Annotated in this window: 13 protein-coding genes and 4 pseudogenes; all 17 read right to left on the bottom strand. The window is 68.7% G+C overall.

Annotation, left to right across the window (positions count from 1 at the left end; translation table 11 throughout):
• Positions 1 to 37: 37 nt before the first annotated feature.
• The 17 genes and pseudogenes from ACZZZQ_RS16825 to metK all read right to left on the bottom strand — a co-directional run bounded on the left by ACZZZQ_RS16825 (position 38) and on the right by metK (position 19,586).
• Positions 38 to 1,504: a glutamate synthase subunit beta gene (locus ACZZZQ_RS16825; RefSeq protein ID WP_463507979.1), complete on the bottom strand. Its 1,467-nt coding sequence runs from the start codon at positions 1,502 to 1,504 to the stop codon at positions 38 to 40.
• Positions 1,497 to 6,019 (bottom strand): annotated as a pseudogene (gltB, locus tag ACZZZQ_RS16820) (glutamate synthase large subunit). The gene ACZZZQ_RS16825 and the pseudogene gltB overlap by 8 nt, the downstream one beginning before the upstream one ends.
• A gap of 135 nt (positions 6,020 to 6,154) precedes the next feature.
• Complete coding sequence (gene lgt / locus ACZZZQ_RS16815; protein ID WP_463507978.1) at positions 6,155 to 7,183, bottom strand: prolipoprotein diacylglyceryl transferase; 1,029 nt, start codon at positions 7,181 to 7,183, stop codon at positions 6,155 to 6,157.
• Positions 7,184 to 7,193: 10 nt separating this feature from the next.
• Positions 7,194 to 7,996 (bottom strand): annotated as a pseudogene (gene trpA, locus ACZZZQ_RS16810) (tryptophan synthase subunit alpha).
• Positions 7,993 to 9,261 carry a tryptophan synthase subunit beta gene (gene trpB / locus ACZZZQ_RS16805; RefSeq protein WP_463507977.1) on the bottom strand — a complete coding sequence of 423 codons (1,269 nt, stop codon included), beginning with the start codon at positions 9,259 to 9,261 and terminating at the stop codon, positions 7,993 to 7,995. Before trpB ends, trpA begins: the two are co-directional and overlap by 4 nt.
• A complete protein-coding gene (gene trpC / locus ACZZZQ_RS16800; RefSeq protein WP_072592282.1) occupies positions 9,261 to 10,031 on the bottom strand; it encodes an indole-3-glycerol phosphate synthase TrpC in 771 nt (256 codons plus the stop codon). Before trpC ends, trpB begins: the two co-directional genes overlap by 1 nt.
• A gap of 2 nt (positions 10,032 to 10,033) precedes the next feature.
• The gene (locus tag ACZZZQ_RS16795; RefSeq protein ID WP_053096098.1) at positions 10,034 to 10,279 is read right to left on the bottom strand and encodes an HGxxPAAW family protein; all 246 of its coding nucleotides are present in this window, start codon (positions 10,277 to 10,279) and stop codon (positions 10,034 to 10,036) included.
• Positions 10,280 to 10,327: 48 nt separating this feature from the next.
• The gene (locus ACZZZQ_RS16790; protein WP_053096100.1) at positions 10,328 to 10,918 is read right to left on the bottom strand and encodes a Trp biosynthesis-associated membrane protein; all 591 of its coding nucleotides are present in this window, start codon (positions 10,916 to 10,918) and stop codon (positions 10,328 to 10,330) included.
• 7 nt (positions 10,919 to 10,925) lie between these two features.
• Positions 10,926 to 11,273, bottom strand: a pseudogene (hisI, locus tag ACZZZQ_RS16785) (phosphoribosyl-AMP cyclohydrolase); the annotation flags it as partial.
• Positions 11,270 to 12,031 carry an imidazole glycerol phosphate synthase subunit HisF gene (gene hisF, locus ACZZZQ_RS16780; protein WP_053096104.1) on the bottom strand — a complete coding sequence of 254 codons (762 nt, stop codon included), beginning with the start codon at positions 12,029 to 12,031 and terminating at the stop codon, positions 11,270 to 11,272. The gene hisF and the pseudogene hisI, both read right to left, overlap by 4 nt.
• Positions 12,031 to 12,873 carry an ATP phosphoribosyltransferase gene (hisG, locus tag ACZZZQ_RS16775; protein WP_053096106.1) on the bottom strand — a complete coding sequence of 281 codons (843 nt, stop codon included), beginning with the start codon at positions 12,871 to 12,873 and terminating at the stop codon, positions 12,031 to 12,033. Before hisG ends, hisF begins: the two co-directional genes overlap by 1 nt.
• Positions 12,874 to 12,911: 38 nt before the next feature.
• Complete coding sequence (locus ACZZZQ_RS16770) at positions 12,912 to 13,175, bottom strand: phosphoribosyl-ATP diphosphatase (protein WP_017202142.1); 264 nt, start codon at positions 13,173 to 13,175, stop codon at positions 12,912 to 12,914.
• Entirely contained in the window at positions 13,172 to 13,852 is a 681-nt protein-coding gene (rpe, locus tag ACZZZQ_RS16765; protein ID WP_053096108.1) for a ribulose-phosphate 3-epimerase, read from the bottom strand. Before rpe ends, ACZZZQ_RS16770 begins: the two co-directional genes overlap by 4 nt.
• Positions 13,853 to 13,855: 3 nt before the next feature.
• Positions 13,856 to 15,418, bottom strand: a complete 1,563-nt coding sequence (locus ACZZZQ_RS16760) for an RsmB/NOP family class I SAM-dependent RNA methyltransferase (RefSeq protein WP_400341022.1) — start codon at positions 15,416 to 15,418, stop codon at positions 13,856 to 13,858.
• A pseudogene (gene fmt / locus ACZZZQ_RS16755) lies at positions 15,415 to 16,334 on the bottom strand (methionyl-tRNA formyltransferase). Before fmt ends, ACZZZQ_RS16760 begins: the two are co-directional and overlap by 4 nt.
• A 68-nt stretch (positions 16,335 to 16,402) precedes the next feature.
• Positions 16,403 to 18,385, bottom strand: coding sequence for a primosomal protein N' family DNA-binding protein (locus ACZZZQ_RS16750; protein ID WP_463507976.1), 1,983 nt, complete (start codon positions 18,383 to 18,385; stop codon positions 16,403 to 16,405).
• A gap of 7 nt (positions 18,386 to 18,392) precedes the next feature.
• A complete protein-coding gene (metK, locus tag ACZZZQ_RS16745; RefSeq protein WP_187249656.1) occupies positions 18,393 to 19,586 on the bottom strand; it encodes a methionine adenosyltransferase in 1,194 nt (397 codons plus the stop codon).
• Positions 19,587 to 19,618: the final 32 nt, after the last annotated feature.

The raw sequence follows: 19,618 nt of genomic DNA, 5'->3' as shown, positions 1-19,618 counted from the left end.
GGGGGATGGAAATCAGGCGACGGTGCCGCCGCTCAGCCTACGCGGGCTGGAGACCGATAGCGACTTCATGTGGTCGCACCGGCTCGGGCAGCACGGTGGTCCCCATGAGGAATCGGTCGACGTTCGCCGCAGCCGCGCGGCCCTCGGCGATCGCCCAGACGATCAGCGACTGTCCGCGACCGGCATCGCCGGCGACGAAGACGCCGGGAACCGTGGACTCGTAGCTGTCATCACGTCGGAAGGAACCGCGGTCGGTCACCTGCGGGAGGGTGTCCTCGGAGTAGCCGTCCTGCTCCGGACCGGTGAAGCCCATCGCGATCAGTACGAGATCTGCGGGGATCTCGCGCTCCGTCCCGCTCTTGGGAACCCGGCGGCCGTCGATGAACTCGGTCTCGGCGACGCGGAGCGCGCGCACCTCGCCCACATCGTTCGAGAGGAATTCGACGGTCGAGGCGAGGAAGACCCGCTCGCCGCCCTCTTCATGTGCCGAGGAGATCTCGAACAGCGTCGGCATCATCGGCCAGGGCTGGTGGCCCGGTCGCTCGGTGCCTGGCTGCTTGCCGATCGCGAGGTTCGTGACGCTGATCGCGCCCTGACGGTGTGCGGTGCCGATGCAGTCCGCACCGGTGTCACCGCCACCGATCACGATGACGTGCTTGCCCTCGGCGGTGATCTGCTCCGGCACCTTGTCACCGGCGACCGCGTGGTTCGACTCGACCAGGTACTCCATCGCGAAGTGCACTCCGTCGAGGTCGCGACCGGGGATCGACAGGTCGCGCGGAACCGTGGATCCGGTGGCGATCACGATGGCGTCGTAGCGGGCGCGCAGGTCGGCCCATGAGATGTCCTTGCCGATCTCTACTCCGGCGCGGAAGCGTGTTCCCTCTTCCTGCATCTGGCGAAGGCGCGACTCGAGCTGCCCCTTCTCCATCTTGAAGTCGGGGATCCCGTATCGCAGCAGGCCGCCGATGCGGTCGTCGCGCTCGAACACCGCGACCGTGTGACCGGCGCGCGTGAGCTGCTGAGCAGCGGCGAGACCGGCAGGGCCGGACCCGACGACCGCGACGGTCTTGCCCGTCAGGCGGGCCGGTGGCTGCGGTTCGACCCAGCCCTTGGCGAACGCCTCGTCGATGATCGAGACCTCGATCTGCTTGATCGTGACAGGAGGCTGGTTGATGCCGAGCACGCAGGAGCTCTCGCACGGTGCCGGGCACAGGCGACCGGTGAACTCCGGGAAGTTGTTGGTCGCGTGCAGGCGATCGATCGCCGCACGGCCCTCGCCGCGCCAGGTCAGGTCGTTCCACTCGGGGATCAGGTTGCCCAGCGGGCAGCCCTGATGACAGAACGGCACGCCGCAGTCCATGCAGCGACCTGCCTGCCGCTTCAGGACGGCCTGGTCGCCGGGCTCGTAGACCTCTTTCCAGTCCATGATGCGCACCGGCACAGGGCGACGCGGGGGAAGCTCACGTTCTGTGACCTTCAGAAAACCTTTGGGATCAGCCACCGGTCACCTCCAGGATGCGGTTCCAGACGATGTCGCCGTCGGGGTCGATGCCCTCGGCGACTGCTTCTTCGCGCATGCTGCGGACTGCCGCGTAGTCGCGAGGAAGCACCTTCGTGAACTGGCCTGCGGTCTCATCGAACCGTGCCAGGATGTCGGAGCCGAGCGGCGAGGCCGTGCGCTCCACGTGTGCCACGATCAGGCTCCGCAGCACTTCGAGGTCGGCTCGGTCGAGCGGTTCGAGCCGGAGCTCGCCGCTGCCGAGCGACTGGGCGTTGATCTTGCCGCTGTCGAGCGAGTGGATGTAGGCCACTCCCCGGACATGCCGGCGCCGAGGTTGCGACCCGTCGAGCCGAGGATCACCGCGACGCCGCCCGTCATGTACTCGAGCGCGTGGTCGCCCACTCCCTCGACGACGGCTGTCGCGCCGGAGTTGCGCACGAGGAATCGCTCGCCGACCACCCCGGAGAGATACATGGTCCCGGACGTCGCGCCGTAGCCGATCACGTTGCCGGCGATCACGTTCTCGTGCGGAGCGATGGCAGCCCCGCGAGCGGGACGGATCGAGATGTCGCCGCCCGAGAGCCCCTTGCCGACGTAGTCGTTCGCGTCGCCCTCGAGTCGAAGCACGATTCCAGAAGGCAGGAAAGCGCCGAGCGACTGACCGGCGGTGCCGTGCAGCGTGACGTCGATGGTGCCGCTGGGAAGCCCCGCGGCGCCGTGTCGGGAGGTGACCTGGTGACCCAGCATCGTCCCGACGGCGCGTTCGGTGTTCGCGATCGGCAGCTCGACCACCACCGGTTCGCCGTTGAGGAGCGCCGGCTTGGCGATGTCGATGAGCTGCACGTCGAAGTGCTTCTCGAGCTCGTGATCCTGCGTGCGGCGGCTGCGACGCGGCTCGCTCGCCGGGAATGCCGGTCCCTCGAGCACGGGGCTCAGGTCGAGGCCCTCCGCCTTCCAGTGCTGGAGTGCGGCGTTCGCCTCGATCAGCTCGGTGCGGCCGACGATCTCATCGATCGAGCGGTAGCCGAGCTCGGCCAGGATCTCGCGCACCTCTTCGGCGATGAACTCCATGAAGTTCACGACGAACTCCGGCTTGCCGGTGAAGCGCTCGCGGAGCACGGGGTTCTGCGTCGCAACGCCCACCGGGCAGGTGTCGAGGTGGCAGACGCGCATCATGATGCAGCCGCTGACGACGAGCGGAGCCGTCGCGAACCCGAACTCCTCCGCGCCCAGCAGAGCGCCGATGATGACATCGCGTCCCGTCTTGAGCTGGCCGTCGACCTGCACGACCACGCGATCGCGCATGCCGTTGAGCATCAGCGTCTGCTGGGTCTCGGCGAGCCCGAGCTCCCACGGCGTTCCCGCGTGCTTGAGCGAGTTCATCGGGCTCGCGCCCGTGCCGCCGTCGTGACCTGAGACCAGGATGACGTCGCTCAGAGCCTTCGCGACACCCGCCGAGACCGCGCCGATGCCCGACTGGCTGACGAGCTTCGTGTGGATCCGCGCCTCGGGGTTGGCCCGCTTCAGGTCGAAGATGAGCTGCTTCAGGTCTTCGATCGAATAGATGTCGTGGTGCGGCGGGGGCGAGATGAGTCCCACACCGGGTGTTCCGCCGCGCGTGCGCGCGACCCACGGATACACCTTCTGCGGAGGCAGCTGACCGCCCTCGCCGGGCTTCGCACCCTGGGCGAGCTTGATCTGGATGTCGTCGGCCTCGGTGAGGTACAGGCTGGTGACACCGAAGCGTCCCGAGGCGACCTGCTTGATCGCGCTGCGGCGCTCGGGATCGAGCAGACGGTCGGCATCCTCCCCGCCCTCACCCGTGTTGGACTTGCCGCCGAGCCTGTTCATGGCGATCGCGAGAGTCTCGTGTGCCTCTTTCGAGATCGATCCGTAGCTCATCGCGCCGGTCGAGAACCGCTTGACGATCGCCGAGACCGGCTCGACCTCGTCGAGCGGCACCGGCTTGCGCGTACCGGTCCGCAGCGAGAACAGACCGCGCAGAGTCTTGAGCTCCGCCGCCTGATCGTCGACCATCCTGGTGTACTCGCGGAAGATGTCGTAGCGGCGCTCGCGTGTCGCGTGCTGCAGCTTGAACACCGTCTCCGGGTTGAAGAGGTGCGGGGAACCGTCGCGACGCCACTGGTACTCGCCACCGGTCCAGAGGCGCTCGTGAGCGCGAGCAGCCTCATCCTCCGGGTAGGCGTAATCGTGACGAGCCTGATTCTCGATGAAGATCTCTTGGATCCCGATGCCGCCGAGCTTCGACTCGGTGCGGGTGAAGTACTTGTCGATGAACTCCTCGCTCAGACCGACGGCCTCGAAGACCTGTGCGCCGGCGTACGACGAGACGGTCGAGATGCCCATCTTCGACATGATCTTCAGAACGCCCTTGCCGAGCGCGTAGATCAGGTTGCGGACGGCCTTCTCGGGGCTGATGCCGGTGATGTAGCCGGTGCGCACCAGGTGCTCCACGGTCTCCATCGCGAGGTACGGGTTCACCGCCGACGCGCCGTATCCGATCAGCGTCGCGACGTGATGCACCTCGCGGACGTCACCCGCCTCCACGATCAGACCGACCTTCATGCGGTTCTCACGACGGATCAGGTGGTGATGGATGGCCGAGACCATGAGAAGCGAAGGGATCGGGGTCAGATCCTTGTTCGAGTCGCGATCCGACAGGATGATGAACTCGGCACCGCTCTCGATGGCCTCATCGACCTCGTCGCACATCTCGGTCAGACGCTTCTCGAGCGTGTTCGAGCCGGCGTCGAAGTGGTACAGGCCCCTGATCGTCACGCTGGAGCGATCGGGAAGAGCCTTGTCGATGTGACGGATCTTCGCGAGCTCGTCGTTGTCGATGACCGGGAAGTCGAGCGACACCGTGCGGGTGTGGTCGGGACCCCAGGTGAGCAGATTGCTCTCGGGGCCGAGACCGAGCTTCAGACTCGTGACGACCTCTTCGCGGATCGAGTCGAGCGGCGGGTTGGTCACCTGCGCGAACTGCTGAGTGAAGTAGTCGAAGAGCAGGCGGGGACGCTCGCTGAGCACCGCGATCGGAGTGTCGGATCCCATCGCGCCGAGAGGCTCGACACCGTTCTGGCCCATCGGGGTCAGCAGGATGCGCACCTCCTCCTCGGTGTAGCCGAAGGTGCGCTGACGGCGGGTGATCGATGCGGGCGGGTGCACGATGTGCTCCCGCTCGGGAAGGTCCGCGAGCCGCACGGAACCGGCATCCAGCCATTCCTGCCACGGGTGCATGGTCGCGAGATCGTGCTTGATCTCCTCGTCTTCGATGATGCGTCGCTGCGACGTGTCGACGAGGAACATCTTGCCGGGCTGCAGGCGTCCGCGACGCTTGATCCGCTCGGGTTCGAAGGTGAGCACACCGGTCTCCGAGCCGATGACGATGAGGCCGTCGGTCGTCTCGGTCCAGCGCCCGGGGCGGAGCCCGTTGCGGTCGAGGGTCGCGCCGACGACGGTGCCGTCGGTGAAGATGAGCGCCGCCGGGCCGTCCCAGGGCTCCATCTGGTTCGAGTGGTACTCGTAGAACGAACGAAGCTCCGGAGAGATGTCGGACTGCTTCTCGTACGCCTCGGGGACCATCATCATGATGGCGTGCGGCAGGCTGCGGCCGGTGAGGGTGAGCAACTCGAGCACCTCGTCGAACGACGCGGAGTCGCTGGCACCGTCGGTGCAGATCGGCAGCAGCGGCGCGACATCGCCCAGCAGCTCGGATTCGAGCTGCGACTGGCGAGCCCGCATCCAGTTGCGGTTGCCGCCGACCGTGTTGATCTCGCCGTTGTGCGCGAGCATGCGCAGCGGTTGAGCGAGCGGCCAGGAGGGGAACGTGTTCGTGGAGTAGCGGGAGTGCACGACCGCGAGCTCTGACATGAAGCGCTCGTCCTGCAGGTCGGGGTAGAACGGCTCGAGCTGCAGCGTCGTGACCATGCCCTTGTAGCCGAGAGTGCGGGCCGACAGCGTCACGAAGTAGGCGCCGAGCTCGTGACCGGCGCGCTTGCGCAGTCGGTATGCGACGCGGTCGAGGGCGATGCCGGTGAGCGGGGCGTCAGAGTGCGTCGCTCCCCCGGCGCGCACGAAGAGCTGCTCGAAGGCGGGACGCGCCTCGTCGGCGAGCTTTCCGAGGTTGTCGTTGACCGTCGGAACCTCGCGCCAGCCGAGGACGCGGAGTCCCTCCGAGCGGGCTATCTTCTCGATGCCGGCCTTCTGCTGGCGGCGCTCGCTGGAATCGCGCGGCAGGAATGCCAGGCCCGCGGCGTACTCGCCGACCGGGGGCAGTTCGAAGTCGGTGACGGCGCGCAGGAACGCGTCCGGCATCTGCGTCAGGATGCCCGCGCCGTCTCCGGTGCCGGCATCCGAGCCGATCGCCCCGCGGTGCTCCAGGTTGCGCAGCGCTTCGAGCGCGAGCGCGATGATGTCGTGGCCCGCCTCGCCGCGGAGGGTCGCGACCATGGCGAGGCCGCAGGCGTCCTTCTCGAACGCCGGGTTGTACATGCCCTGCTTCGGGGGGTAAGCGCCGGAAGCGCCGTAGGGAGGCTGAAAATACACCAGTACCGTCCTCAGATCTTCGGATGACCCGGGGGCGTCATTGGCCGGGTGGATGCGATGGGGTCCGCACGGACCGGTGGGCTATCGAGCGCCTTCCGAGTCCGTGGGAGCGGTGCTTGTGGCGCTGGCTCCTGCGGCGACTTCTTCGGACGGAGGCTCACTCACGTCCACGAAATCGGAGGGATTGTTCTGCGATTCTACATCAGCGTCGAGGTCCTTCCGGCCGCGGCCGGGCTTGTAGGGCGACGGCTCGAGACCGGGGTGACGGCGAGACTGGACGATGAGGATCACGATGCCCACGATGATGCCGATGATGGCGGCCCACACGTTGCTGCGGAGACCCAGGATGATCTCGCTCGGATCGATGCGGATCGACTCCCAGACCACACGTCCGGCGCTGTACCAGATGAGGTAGATGGCGAAGAGCTTTCCCCACTGGAACGCGGTCGCCTTGCGGCTCAGCCAGAGCAGCACGATCACGCCGAGACCGTTCCAGATCACCTCGTACAGGAACGTGGGGTGGAAGAGCGTGCCCTCGGGAAGGCCGGGAGGGAACGCGGAGTTGTCGGAGGGGATCTCGAGGCCCCACGGCAGGTCGGTGGGCAGACCGTAGAGCTCGTTGTTGAACCAGTTGCCGAAACGGCCCATGGCCTGTGCGAGCAGGAGCCCGGGTGCCAGTGCGTCGGCGAAGGTCCAGAAGCGGATGCCGGTCCAGCGGCATCCGAGGTACGCGCCCACTGCGCCGCCGATGAGGGCGCCGAAGATGGCGATACCGCCCTCCCAGATGGCCCAGACGGATCCGGGTTCGAAGGGATTCCAGGTGTTCCTGCCCTCGCCGAAGTAGAAGTTCGGGTGGGTCAGGACGTGGAAGATGCGCGCGCCGATGATGGCCAGCGGAACGGCGAGGATCGAGATGTCGATCACGACCCACGGCTCTGCACCGCGCTTGGTGAGGCGGTGGTTGGTGAGCAGTACCGCCGCGATGATGCCGGCGATGATGCAGAGCGCGTAGAAGTGGATCCGGAGCGGGCCGAGGTCGATGTAGGAGACCGTGGGGCTCGGGATGCTGGCGAGCACGCCGCTGAAGGTGCTGTGGAGCGCGAGGGACATGAGTGCGATTCTAGTTCTCGTGTACGGGGCGTGCCGACGACGTGCCGACCGCCAGGTTTCGGGTGACCTCTGCGAGGGCGGGGATGCCGCCGTCGCGGAGGGCGCGGACGAGTGCGGTGCCGACGATGGCGCCGTCCGCGTATTCGGAGACTCCGGCGATCTGCTCGGCGGTCGAGATACCGATCCCGACGCAGGCGCGGATGTCGCCGTGCTCGCGCAGGCGTCCGACCAGGGTGCGCGCAGCGCGGTCGAGCTCGGTGCGCTCACCGGTGATGCCCATGGTCGAGACGGTGTAGACGAAGCCGGTGGACGACTTCACGACGAGGTCGAGGCGCTCGTCGGTCGAGGTGGGCGCGGCGAGGAAGACGCGGTCGAGGCCCGTGCGCTCGCTCGCTGCGATCCACTCCCCTGCCACGTCAGGGGTGATGTCGGGCGTGATCAGGCCCGCTCCCCCGCGGCCAGCAGGTCGTCCGCATAGCGGTCGACGCCGTACTGGAACACCGGGTTCCAGTACGTCATGACCAGGACGGGCACGTCGGTGGCGTCGGTGATCGCGCGCACGGCCGTGAAGAGGTCCTTCATCTTGAAGCCGTTCGCGAGAGCCGCGGTGGTCGCCTCCTGGATCACGGCGCCGTCCATCACCGGGTCGCTGTAGGGCGGTCCGAGCTCGATGATGTCGACGCCGTTCTCGGCGAGGGCGATGGCGGCGCGGATGCTCGTCTCGAGGTCGGGGTAGCCGACGGGGAGGTATCCGACGAAGGCGCTGCGGCCCGCGTCATGGGCGGCGGCGATCGCCTGTTCCACGCGGCTCACAGCTCCGGCTCCCCCTTCGACGCGGCTGCTTCGGCGTCGCTCTCGTCGGCGACATCGTGCGCGAGCGCCTCGGCGTCGTAGAGGTCGAAGTAGCGGGCCGCGGTGTCCATGTCCTTGTCGCCGCGACCCGAGAGGCAGATCGCGAGCACGGCGTCCGGACCCATCTCGCGTCCGAGGCGCAGGGCGCCCGCGAGGGCGTGGGCGGACTCGATGGCGGGGATGATGCCTTCGGTGCGGCTCAGCAGGCGCAGCGCCTGCATCGCCTCATCATCGGTCGCCGGGATGTACTCGGCTCGACCGATGTCGGCGAGCCAGGAGTGCTCCGGCCCCACGCCCGGGTAGTCGAGACCTGCGGAGATCGAGTGCGACTCGACCGTCTGGCCGTCTTCGTCCTGGAGGACGTAGGTCTTCGCGCCGTGCAGGATACCGGGACGCCCGCGCTCGATGGAGGCCGCGTGGCGAGGTGTGTCGACGCCGTCGCCGGCCGCCTCGACTCCATAGAGCTTCACGCCGGCGTCGTCGAGGAACGCATCGAACATTCCGATCGCGTTCGAGCCGCCTCCGACGCACGCGATGACCGCGTCAGGCAGTCGGCCGACCTCGTCGAGCAGCTGCTGGCGAGCCTCTTCGCCGATGATCTTCTGGAAGTCCCGAACCATCGCGGGGAACGGGTGCGGCCCCGCCGCGGTGCCGAAGATGTAGTTGGTCGTCTCGACGCTCGCCACCCAGTCGCGGTATGCGTCGTTGATCGCGTCCTTCAGCGTGCGCGATCCGGAGGTGACCGCGATCACCTCGGCGCCGAGCAGTCGCATCCGCGCGACGTTGAGCGCCTGGCGCTCGGTGTCGACCTCGCCCATGTAGATGGTGCAGTCGAGGCCGAAGAGAGCGGCAGCGGTAGCCGTGGCGACGCCGTGCTGGCCTGCCCCCGTCTCGGCGATCACGCGGGTCTTGCCGAGGCGCTTCGTCAGCAGCGCCTGTCCCAGCACGTTGTTGATCTTGTGCGAGCCGGTGTGGTTGAGGTCCTCGCGCTTGAGGAACACTCGCGCTCCGCCGGCGTGCTCGGCGAACCGGGCGACCTCGGTGAGCGGCGACGGGCGCCCGGCGTAGGAGCTGAGCAGAGAAGCCAGCTCCTCGCGGAAGACCGGATCGACGATCGCGTCGGCGTATGCCGCCGAGAGCTCGTCGATCGCGGCGATCAGCGACTCGGGCATGTAGCGTCCGCCGTAGTCGCCGAACAGTGGACCGTGCTGGTCTCGCAGGCTCATCACGCCTCCAGGAAGCTCTTGAGTGTGGCGACCGGGTCGCCCGTGACGAGCGCCTCCCCGATCAGGACGACGTCAGCGCCCGCTGAGCGGTAGTGCCTGACGTCTTCAGGTGTGAGGACCGCGGATTCCGCGATCTTGACCGCGGTCTCAGGGATCCGGTCGACGAGACGGCCGAAGAGATCGCGGTCGAGCTCGAGGGTCTTCAGGTCGCGCGCATTGACGCCGATCAGCGATGCCCCGAGATCGATCGCGACCTCGAGCTCGTCGGCCGAGTGCGTCTCGACGAGCGGCGTCATGCCGAGCTCGGTGATGAAGCCGAAGAGCTCACGGAGCACATGCGGCTCGAGCCCCGCGACGATCAGCAGCACGAGATCGGCACCGGCGGCTCGTGCTTCGAGGACCTGATATCGATTCGCGATGAAGTCCTTGCGCAGCACGGGAAGGGACACGCGCGCGGTGACAGCTTCGAGATCGGCGAGGCTGCCGCCGAACCGGCGTTCCTCGGTCAGGACGCTGATCGCCGACGCGCCGCCCGTCTCGTACAGCGACGCCTGGAGAGCGGGATCCGGGATCTCGGCCAGGGCGCCACGCGACGGGCTCGCGCGCTTCACCTCGGCGATGATCTTCACGCGCTCGGCGGGAGCGAGGAACGCCAGGGCGTCCTTGGCGGCGGGGCGTGCGAGAGCATCGCGTTCCACCTCGGCCAGTGGCCTGGTGAGAGCGCGACGCTCAGCGTCTGCGACTGCGCCGGCCGTGAGGTCGGCGAGCACCATTAGTGCGCCTTCGGCGAGTACTTGGGGCCCTTCACGCCGTAGCCGGCCCTCGCGAGCAGCCAGCCCACGAGCGCGCCGATCGGGATGATGGCCGCGCCGACCCAGATCAGGGCGACCCAGACGGGGCTGAACTCGGCGAGGCAGAACGCCAGCGTGCCGATCGTGAAGCCGGCGAGCATGATGATGACGCCCGTCCATGCGGCAGGCGAGTGTCCGTGGCCGGGGTCAGCGATCGGGTTGGTCATGGTCTCCTCCGGGGGACGACGTGCTGGTTCGGGTCAAGTCTATCGGGGTCATCGCGTCGGGTCGGTTCCGCGAGACAGGTCGTCCCACGAATCGATCGCGTCCACGGGGCCGGCGGTCGCGTCCACATGTGCGGCATCGGTGCGGTAGCGGCGGCCGCCGCGCTTCCAGCGGCGCCACGTGACGAGCACGACGAGGGATGCCGCGAGCAGGATGACCCAGCCGATGAGCGTCATGACGGGCCAGGCGGAGAGCTCGATGCCGGCGACCACGTCCGTGATCGCCGAGCTCCCGGCGAGACCGGTCGTCTCGGTGACGGTGGGGCCGACGGCGCTCAGCGGCTCGGTCAGCACCAACTGGAGCGTCGTCCACCCGAGGAAGAGCGCGGCAGCGGTGGCGAGCACGCCGAAGATCAGCCGGAGCACGGGACCGACGATCGAGAGCGCGATGCCGAGCGCCAGCACGGCGAGGCTGAGAGGCGCGAGCAAGGGCAGCGCGGACGCCCCTGGCACGAGGATCGCCTCTCCCGCATCGGTGCGCGCGACGGTCAGCCAGGTCTGCGTCGACGAGATGATGCCGATCGCACCGGAGAGGAGGAACCCCGAGACGGCGATCGACCGGCCTCTGCGTGCGAGCGTCATTCTGCGGAGCCCCCTCGACGGCCTGCAGGTCGGTCGTGTCGAAGCAGGTACGCGTGCCCGTGTGACAGGCCGGTCCCGTCTGGTCGACACGCAGCAGGATCGCATCGCCGTCGCAGTCGAGCCGCGCCTCGTGCACCACCTGGATGTTGCCCGAGGTGTCGCCCTTGCGCCAGTACTCCCGGCGGGATCGAGACCAGTAGACCGCACGTCCGGTGGTGAGGGTACGTCGCAGCGCCTCGGCATCCACCCAGGCGAGCATCAGGACCTCTGCAGTGTCCCACTGCTGCACGATCACCGGTGCGAGACCGTCGTCATTGAAGGCGACCTGCGCGATGCGCTCTTCGACGTCGCTCATCGGACGAGCACTCCTTCCGCACGCAGTGCATCCTTCACGTCGCCGACCGTGAGCGCGCCGGTGTGGAACACGCTGGCTGCCAGAACCGCATCCGCCCCGGCCTTGATCGCCGGAGCGAAGTCTGCGGCCTTGCCTGCTCCGCCCGACGCGATCACGGGCACCGAGGCTGCCTCGCGCATCAGCTTCACCAGCTCGAGATCGAAGCCGTCTCGCGTGCCGTCGGCGTCGATCGAGTTGACGAGCAGCTCGCCCGCGCCGCGTTCGGCGGCCTCTCGCGCCCAGTCGAGTGCGTCGAGGGTGGTCTGCGTGCGTCCGCCGTGGGTGGTGACCACGAAGCCGGATGCGGTCGTGTCGGCCCGCTTGACATCGAGCGACAGCACGAGCACTTGCGCCCCGAAGCGGTCGGCGATCTCGCCGATCAGCTCGGGGCGCGCGATCGCAGCGGAGTTCACCCCGACCTTGTCGGCTCCGACGGACAGCAGGCGTGACACGTCGTCGACGCTGCGGACTCCCCCGCCGACCGTCAGCGGCACGAACACCTGCTCGGCGGTGCGCTGGACGACGTCGTAGGTCGTCGCGCGTGCATCGACCGTCGCGGTCACGTCGAGGAAGGTGATCTCATCGGCGCCCTGCGCCGCGTAGTGGCGGGCAAGCTCGACCGGGTCGCCCATGTCGCGCAGGTTCTCGAAGTTGACTCCCTTGACGACGCGGCCGGCGGCGACGTCGAGGCAGGGGATGACGCGACTCGCGAGCGCCATCAGAGCCTCGCGTTGTGGATCGCCGTGACGAGGATCGCTCGGGCACCGAGAGCGTAGAGCGCATCCATCACGGGGTTGACCCGCGCGCGGGCCACCATGACCCGCACCGCGACCCACTCGGGGTCGCGCAGGGGCGAGACGGTGGGAGACTCGATGCCGCCGGCGATCTTCACGGCGTCGTCGAGCAGAGCGAGCGGCAGGTCGTAATCGATCATCACGAACCGGCGGGCCACCATGACGCCGCGGAGACGGCGGAGAAGCGTCTCGGATCCCTCGGCATCCTGCGGACCGGCGATCAGCACGGCCTCGGACTGCAGGATCACAGGACCGAAGACGTCGAGCCCCGCTTGACGCAGTGTCGTGCCCGTCTCGACGACGTCAGCCACGGCGTCGGCCACACCGAGGCGCACGGCGGACTCCACCGCACCGTCGAGCGGCACGAGGTCGACCGCGATTCCGCGCTCATCGAGGAACGCGTCGACGAGACCGGGATACGACGTCGCGATGCGCAGACCGTCGAGCTCGGACACCTCGGTGTAGCGCCCCGAGGGCGCGGCGAAGCGGAAGGTCGAGCCGGCGAAGCCGAGCGCCTCGATCTCGCGCGCGCCGGGCATGCGGGCGTCGAGAAGCAGGTCGCGACCCGTGATGCCGACATCGATGGCGCCGGAGCCGACGTACGTCGCGATGTCCTTCGGACGGAGGTAGAAGAACTCGACGTCGTTGTCGCTGTCGACGACGTGGAGCGTCTTGGGGTCACGGCGACCGGCGTAGCCGGCCTCCGCGAGCATGTCGGCGGCCGTCTCGGAGAGAGAGCCCTTGTTGGGAACAGCAATGCGCAGCATGGGATGCCTTCAGATCGAAGCGAGTGGGGCGGAGCGCTTCACAGATGTCGGTAGACGTCCTGCAGGCTCAGGCCCTTCGCGAGCATCATCACCTGCACGTGGTACAGCAGCTGCGAGATCTCCTCTGCAGCGGCCTCGTCGGACTCGTACTCGGACGCCATCCAGACCTCGGCAGCCTCCTCGACGATCTTCTTGCCGATCGTGTGCACGCCGCCGTCGAGCTCTGCAACCGTGCCTGATCCCTCGGGGCGGGTCTCGGCCTTGACGCTGAGCTCGGCGAACAGCTCGTCGAAAGTCTTCACGATTCCAGGCTAGCGGCTCTGGCGCGGTCTCTGAGCCGGGTGACGGCCGCCTCGACGTCGTCGGCGCCGTAGACCGCGGATCCTGCGACGAAGGTGTCTGCGCCGGCGGCGGCCGCCGCCTCGATCGTCGCATCGGAGATCCCGCCGTCGACCTGCAGCCAGACGTTCGACCCTCGCCGCTTCGCCTCGTCGGCGAGAGCGCGCAGCTTCGGCATCGTCTCGGGCATGAATCCCTGCCCGCCGAACCCTGGTTCGACGGTCATCACGAGGATCTGGTCGAACTCCTCGAGCACGCTGTAGAGACCGTCCGCGGGTGTGTCCGGCTTGATCGCCACTCCGGCCCTCGCCCCGATGCTGCGCAGAGTGCGGGCCAGCGAGATCGGATCGGCGGCGGCCTCGAGGTGGAACGTGACGCTCGCGGCACCGAGCTCCGCATACGCGGGAGCCCACCGCTCGGGGTCGGTGATCATCAGATGCACGTCGAGCGGGATCGGGCTGGTCGCCTGGATCCGCTCGACCATCTGCGGCCCGAACGTGAGGTTCGGGACGAAGTGGTTGTCCATGACGTCGACATGCGCGAAGTCGGCAGTGGCGATCTTGGCGAGATCACGCTGCATGTTCACGAAGTCGGCGGCCAGGATGCTGGGGTTGATGCGCGGTGCGCGGGGCAGGTCCACTCTCTAGTCTCCTTGCTCGGCGCTGGCGTCGCGCTGATCGGTGTCGGCTCGTCGGAGGAGCGCGAGGAACATCGCATCGGTCCCGTGCCGGTGTGGCCACAGCTGGACCCGCCCGGTGCCGTCGCTGCCGAGATCGATCGGTGAGGTCACGACACCCTCGAGGACCGCACGCGCATCGAGCTCCGTGATGTCGGTGCGGCCACGGAGCACCTCCTGGACGACGCCCGTCGTCTCGGCGAGATGCGGCGAGCAGGTCGCGTACGCGACGATGCCGCCGGGCGCCAGCGCGTCGAGGGCCGCCGAGAGCAGTTCGACCTGCAGCGGCACCAGCTCGGCGACATCACCGGGGGTCTTGCGCCATCTCGCCTCGGGCCGCCGCCGCAGAGCCCCGAGTCCCGTGCACGGCGCATCGACGAGGATGCGATCGAACTGGCCCGCGTGGGAGGTGCCGAACGTGCGGCCGTCCTCTTCATGAACCACGACATCGGCGGGCACGGCGCGCAGGGCGTTGCGGACGAGTCGCGCACGGGTGGGCACCACCTCGTTCGCCTCCAGCGACACATCGTGCTGTCGCGCGACCGCCGCGAGCAGCGCCGTCTTGCCGCCGGGGCCTGCGCACAGGTCGAGCCAGCGTTCGCCGGAACGGATCGGCGCAGCTTCGGCGAGAGCCAGTGCGACGAGCTGCGACCCTTCATCCTGCACACGCACCGTGCCGCCCGAGGAGGCGATCACGTGGTGCGGGTCGCCGCCCGGAGATCCGTAGGCCGTCGGCGCATACGGTCGACGTGGCTCCCCGGGCTCGGCGAGGCCGGGCAGAGCGACGAGAGTGACCTCCGGCGAGGCGTTGTCGGCGTCGAGGAGGTCGTCGAGCTCCTCGACGCGACCTTCAGCGGCCAACGCGCGACGCAGGGCACGGATGACCCAGACGGGGTGAGCGGAGCGCAGCGCCAGCCGCTCGTCGTCCGACCGCGCGGAGGACTCGATGCGCTGCTCCCACTCCCCCGGCGTCTCGCGGGAGATTCGCCTCAGCACGGCGTTCGCGAAGCTGGATGCACCGCGGCCCTGGGTGGCGGCGACGATGTTCACCGACTCGTTGACGGCCGCGTGCGACGCGACGCGGGTCGCGAGCAGCTGATGGGTCGCGAGTCTCAGCGCGTCGAGCACACCGGCGTCGATCTCCTCGACAGGCCTGTCGGCGGCCGCGGCGATGATCGCGTCATACGTTCCGCGGCGTCGCAGTGTGCCGTAGGCGAGTTCTGTGGCGAGAGCGGCGTCCTGTGGAGTGAGTCCTGCGTCCGCGATCGCGGCCGGAAGGATCAGGTTCGCGTAGGCATCCGATTCCGACACCGCCCGCAGCACGTCGTAGGCCACGCGCCGCGCAGGCTGCACCGTGCGCTGCGGCGCCGTGCGCTGCGGGCCACGGGACTGTCCGTCGCGCTTCCCGCCCCGAGCCTGGCCGTCACGTGGACGCTGATCGCGCGGCGTGCTCGGTCCCGAACGGGATCCGCGGCCGGATTCGCCGCGACGCGGCTCGCGACGTGCGCCGTCGTCCTGCCGCCCGCTCATGCGCCGGCTCGCAGGTTCTCGGTGTCGCGCTGCCCGCGCCACCAGTCGACCGCGCTCATCGCGCCCTTGCCCGAGGGCTGCACCCGCGTGACCGCGAGCGGGGCCGAGGCCGTTCCGATGAGGAGAGCGGACTTGGTCGCGGTGAACGCGCCCGGCGCGAGGGCGACGTCGCTTTCCGAGGGAGTGGCCTCCAGCACCTTGAGGCGGATCCCGTCGACGGTCGTGTGGGCGCCCGGTTCGGGGGTGACTCCACGGAACCGCGCGAACACCTCGCTGAGCGGGCGGGTCCAATCGAGCAGACCATCGTCGAGAGTCAGCTTCGGGGCCAGCGACGCCTCCCCTCCTGGGGCACAGCGCGCGTAGTGCCGTCGGCGATGGCCGCGACCACTTCCGCCGTCAGTTCGGCGCCATCGAGAGCGAGTGCGTCGAGAGCGGCATCCGCCGTCGCCTCGGGAGCGACCGCGACGACCCGCGTCGCGAAGACATCACCGGCATCGAGCGCGGGAACGAGCTGGAACACACTGGCACCCATCTGCGCATCGCCGTTGATCAGAGCGCGCTGCACGGGTGCGGCACCGCGCCACTGCGGGAGGAGCGAGAAATGCAGATTGATCCAGCCCTTCGTCGGTGCGGAGAGCAGCGGCTCGCGAACGAGTCCGCCGTACGCCACGATCACACCGAGCTCGACATCGAGCGCGGTGATGGCGGTCGTCGCGTCGTCGTCGAGACGAGCCGCCTTGATGACCGGCAGTCCGAGCTCGTCGGCGGCGTGAGCGACAGGCGACGGCGTGAGCACCCGCTTGCGGCCCAGCGGCGCATCCGGGCGGGTGACGACCGCAGCGATGTCGTGCTCGGCCGCGAGACGGCGGAGTGTGGGGACGGCTGCCGACGGTGTGCCGGCGAAGACGAGACGCATGAAGGTGCTCCGGAGGGATGCGGGGGTGGATCGGGTGAAATCGGAGAGCGCGAGGTGGTTCTTCGCGCTCAGAGTTCCGGATCGAGGATATCGAGTCGAACCGTGAGGGCGCTCCGAGTCGACTTGCCCTTGCCCCGCCGGTTGCTGACCGCTTCGGCGACGACCGCGGCCCGCAACGTGGTGGCGACCCTGGCACCTGCGCTGTAGTCGAACCGGATCAGGGCCCGGACACGCGGCGGGTAGTCGTCAGACTCGATCGGCACCGGGCCGAGTACCGCGTCGGAGGGCAGAGCGAGCTCCTGCAGCGACGCCAGCGCTCTCGCCACGGATGCCGTCGACCCCTCGACCAACGCGACCCTCGCAGCCGGCGGCATGTGCAACGGCGCACGTTCGGAGAGCTCGGTCCTCGCATAGGCGGACTGGCTCCAGGTGGCAAGCGCTCGCGCGATCGCTCCGTCGACGCCGACCAGATGGATGGGAGCACCGGGAGCCGCGAGTGCAGCCGCGTTCGACCACCAGCGCAGACAGGACTCGCCGATCCGCAGGTCGGGAGCCTGGAGCATCCTCGGTCCGTCGAGCAGGACCACGGCACGGTATCCGCCCTCCGCCAGCGGCTCGGCCCCCCGTGTCGCGACGACGAGGGCCGGCTTGTCGGCGACGCGCTCGACCGGATGAGCGCTGTCTGCCACGATGACCCGGATTCCGGGGAACGCCTTGCCCAGCTCATCCGCCGTCCGCTCGCTGCCCGAGGACGCGAGGCGCAGCTTGGTCGACGAGCACGTCGGGCACGCCCACGCTCGGGCTCCCCTGCCGCACCAGGCGCACACCGGCACGGCACCACGGTGCTTGGCTCCGAGCGGTCCGCCGCAGTGGGCGCACCGTGCAGGCGCCCGGCATTCGGCGCAGACCAGCGACGGGGCGAACCCCGGTCGAGACACCTGCACCAGCACCGGTCCCTCGGCTGCAGCATTGCGTGCGGAGAGGAACGCGGACGACGGCATCCGCTGTGCAGTCGGAGCATCCATCTCCTGGGGTGTGCTGAGGATCACGCGCGGCAGCACCCGACGCGCGGCCCGGACATCCTGCAGCCATCCGTGGGCGACGAGGCGTTCGACGTCGGTGGTGCGGGTGTGGCCGACGAACAGCAGTGCGGATCCCTCCTGCTCCTGACGGAGGAGAGCAGCGTCCCGTGCGTTGATGTACGGCGCGAGCGGCTCGCCGAGGAGAGGATCGCCGTCGTCCCACACAGCGACGACGCCCGCACGAACCGGCGCGTACACCGCAGAACGATTGCCCACCACGATGCACGGCGCGTCCTCGAGCGAGCGCAGGAACGCGCGGTACCGATCGGGGTTCGTCTGGCGCGAGTCGAAGCGCACGACGGCCTGGTCAGGGACATACGAGCCGAGAGCGGCGAGCAGCTGATCGAGGTCGCGGTGGTCAGGCACGACGAGAACACTCGAACGGCCTGCTGCCAGCGTCCGCGCCGCTGTGGACGCGAGAAGAGCCGCCCACCCGGGATCGTCCTGATGGCGCACGGGGATCGCCTCGACCGCGGCCCGGCCGCCCGCATCGAGCACATCGGCGAGCGAGTCGTAGGACGCGATCAGCTCGGATGCGGCCGAGAGCGCTTCGTCTGATGGGGCGAGCTTCGGGGAGTCGTCGCTCCAGGCCTTCTCCACCCGCACCTGGCGCTTCGGGATGACGAGCCGCAGGACGTCGGAGGCGGAGCCCGCAGCGCGATCGGCGGCGCGGCGCGCGAGGCGGTAGAGACGCTCCGGAAGCACCGCCACAGGGGATACGACGCTGTCGACCTCGGACAATGGCCTGTCGCCATCGTGTTCGGTGTCGAGTTCGACGACGTAGCCGTCGATGACACGACCGGCGGTACGCAGGGGCACACGCACGCGCACGCCCAGAGGGACGTCTCCGAGCTCCGCAGGCACGGCGTAGTCGAAGAGACGATCCAACTGTGGAAGCGGCGAGTCCAAGAGCACGCGCGCGATCCTCCGACTCTGCGATGTCAGAGGAGAAGGGACGCCATCAGGCATGCGGCCCTCAGAGTCCTGCAGCGCGCCGCAGCTCTTCCGCGCGGTCGGTGCGCTCCCACGTGAACTCCGGCAGCTCCCGTCCGAAGTGCCCGTAGGCGGCGGTCTGCGCGTAGATCGGGCGCAGGAGGTCGAGCTGCTCGATGATCGCCTGGGGACGCAGATCGAAGACCTCGTCGATGGCGCGCGTGATCACCTCGTCGGACACCTTGCCCGTGCCGAATGTCTCGACGTAGAGACCGACCGGACGAGCGACCCCGATCGCGTAGGCGACCTGGACCTCGAGACGGTCGGCGAGTCCTGCGGCGACCGCGTTCTTGGCCACCCAGCGCGTGGCATAGGCGCCGGAGCGGTCGACCTTCGACGGATCCTTGCCGCTGAAGGCACCGCCACCATGTCGCGCCGCTCCGCCGTAGGTGTCGATGATGATCTTGCGTCCGGTGAGTCCGGCATCGCCCTTGGGGCCGCCCGTCACGAACGGACCGGCGGGGTTGATGTAGTACGTGAGGTCGCCGAGATCGAGCCCCGTGGAGGCCAGGATCGGATCGATCACGTGCTCGCGCACCTGAGCCTTGAGGTCGTCCTGCGAGATGTCGGGGTGGTGCTGGGTCGACAGCACGACGGCATCCACGGTCTTGGGGGTGAAGCCCTCATATCCGAGAGTGACCTGGGTCTTGCCGTCCGGGCGCAGGAACGGCAGCGCACCCGATCGTCGGACCTCGCTGAGCCGCTCCGCGATGCGATGCGCGGTCCACGCAGCCATGGGCATGAGCTGCGGGGTCTCGTTCGTCGCGAAGCCGAACATGATGCCCTGGTCGCCAGCGCCGAGGCCGTCGAGAGGATCGCTGGAGCCCCCGTCACGGTGCTCCTGGGCGTTGTCGACGCCGTGGGCGATGTCGGTCGACTGCTCTCCCACCGAGATGCTCACACCGCAGGAGTCTCCGTCGAAGCCGGTCTCGCTCGAGGTGTAGCCGATGCCGTTGACCACCTGGCGGACGATCGTCGGGATGTCGACGTACGCCTCGGTGCGGATCTCGCCGGCGACGTGGACGAGACCGGTGGTCACCAGCGTCTCGACGGCCACCCGGGAGCCGGGGTCTTTCGCGATGAGTCCGTCGAGGATGCTGTCCGAGATCTGGTCGCAGATCTTGTCGGGGTGCCCCTCGGTGACGGACTCGGACGTGAACAGACGCAGCGCGCTCATCAGGGCTCCAGAACGGAATCGGACAGCAGGAA

This window comes from Microbacterium sp. AC132 (assembly GCF_979258525.1).
This window is presented reverse-complemented; position numbering and strand designations above follow the sequence as displayed.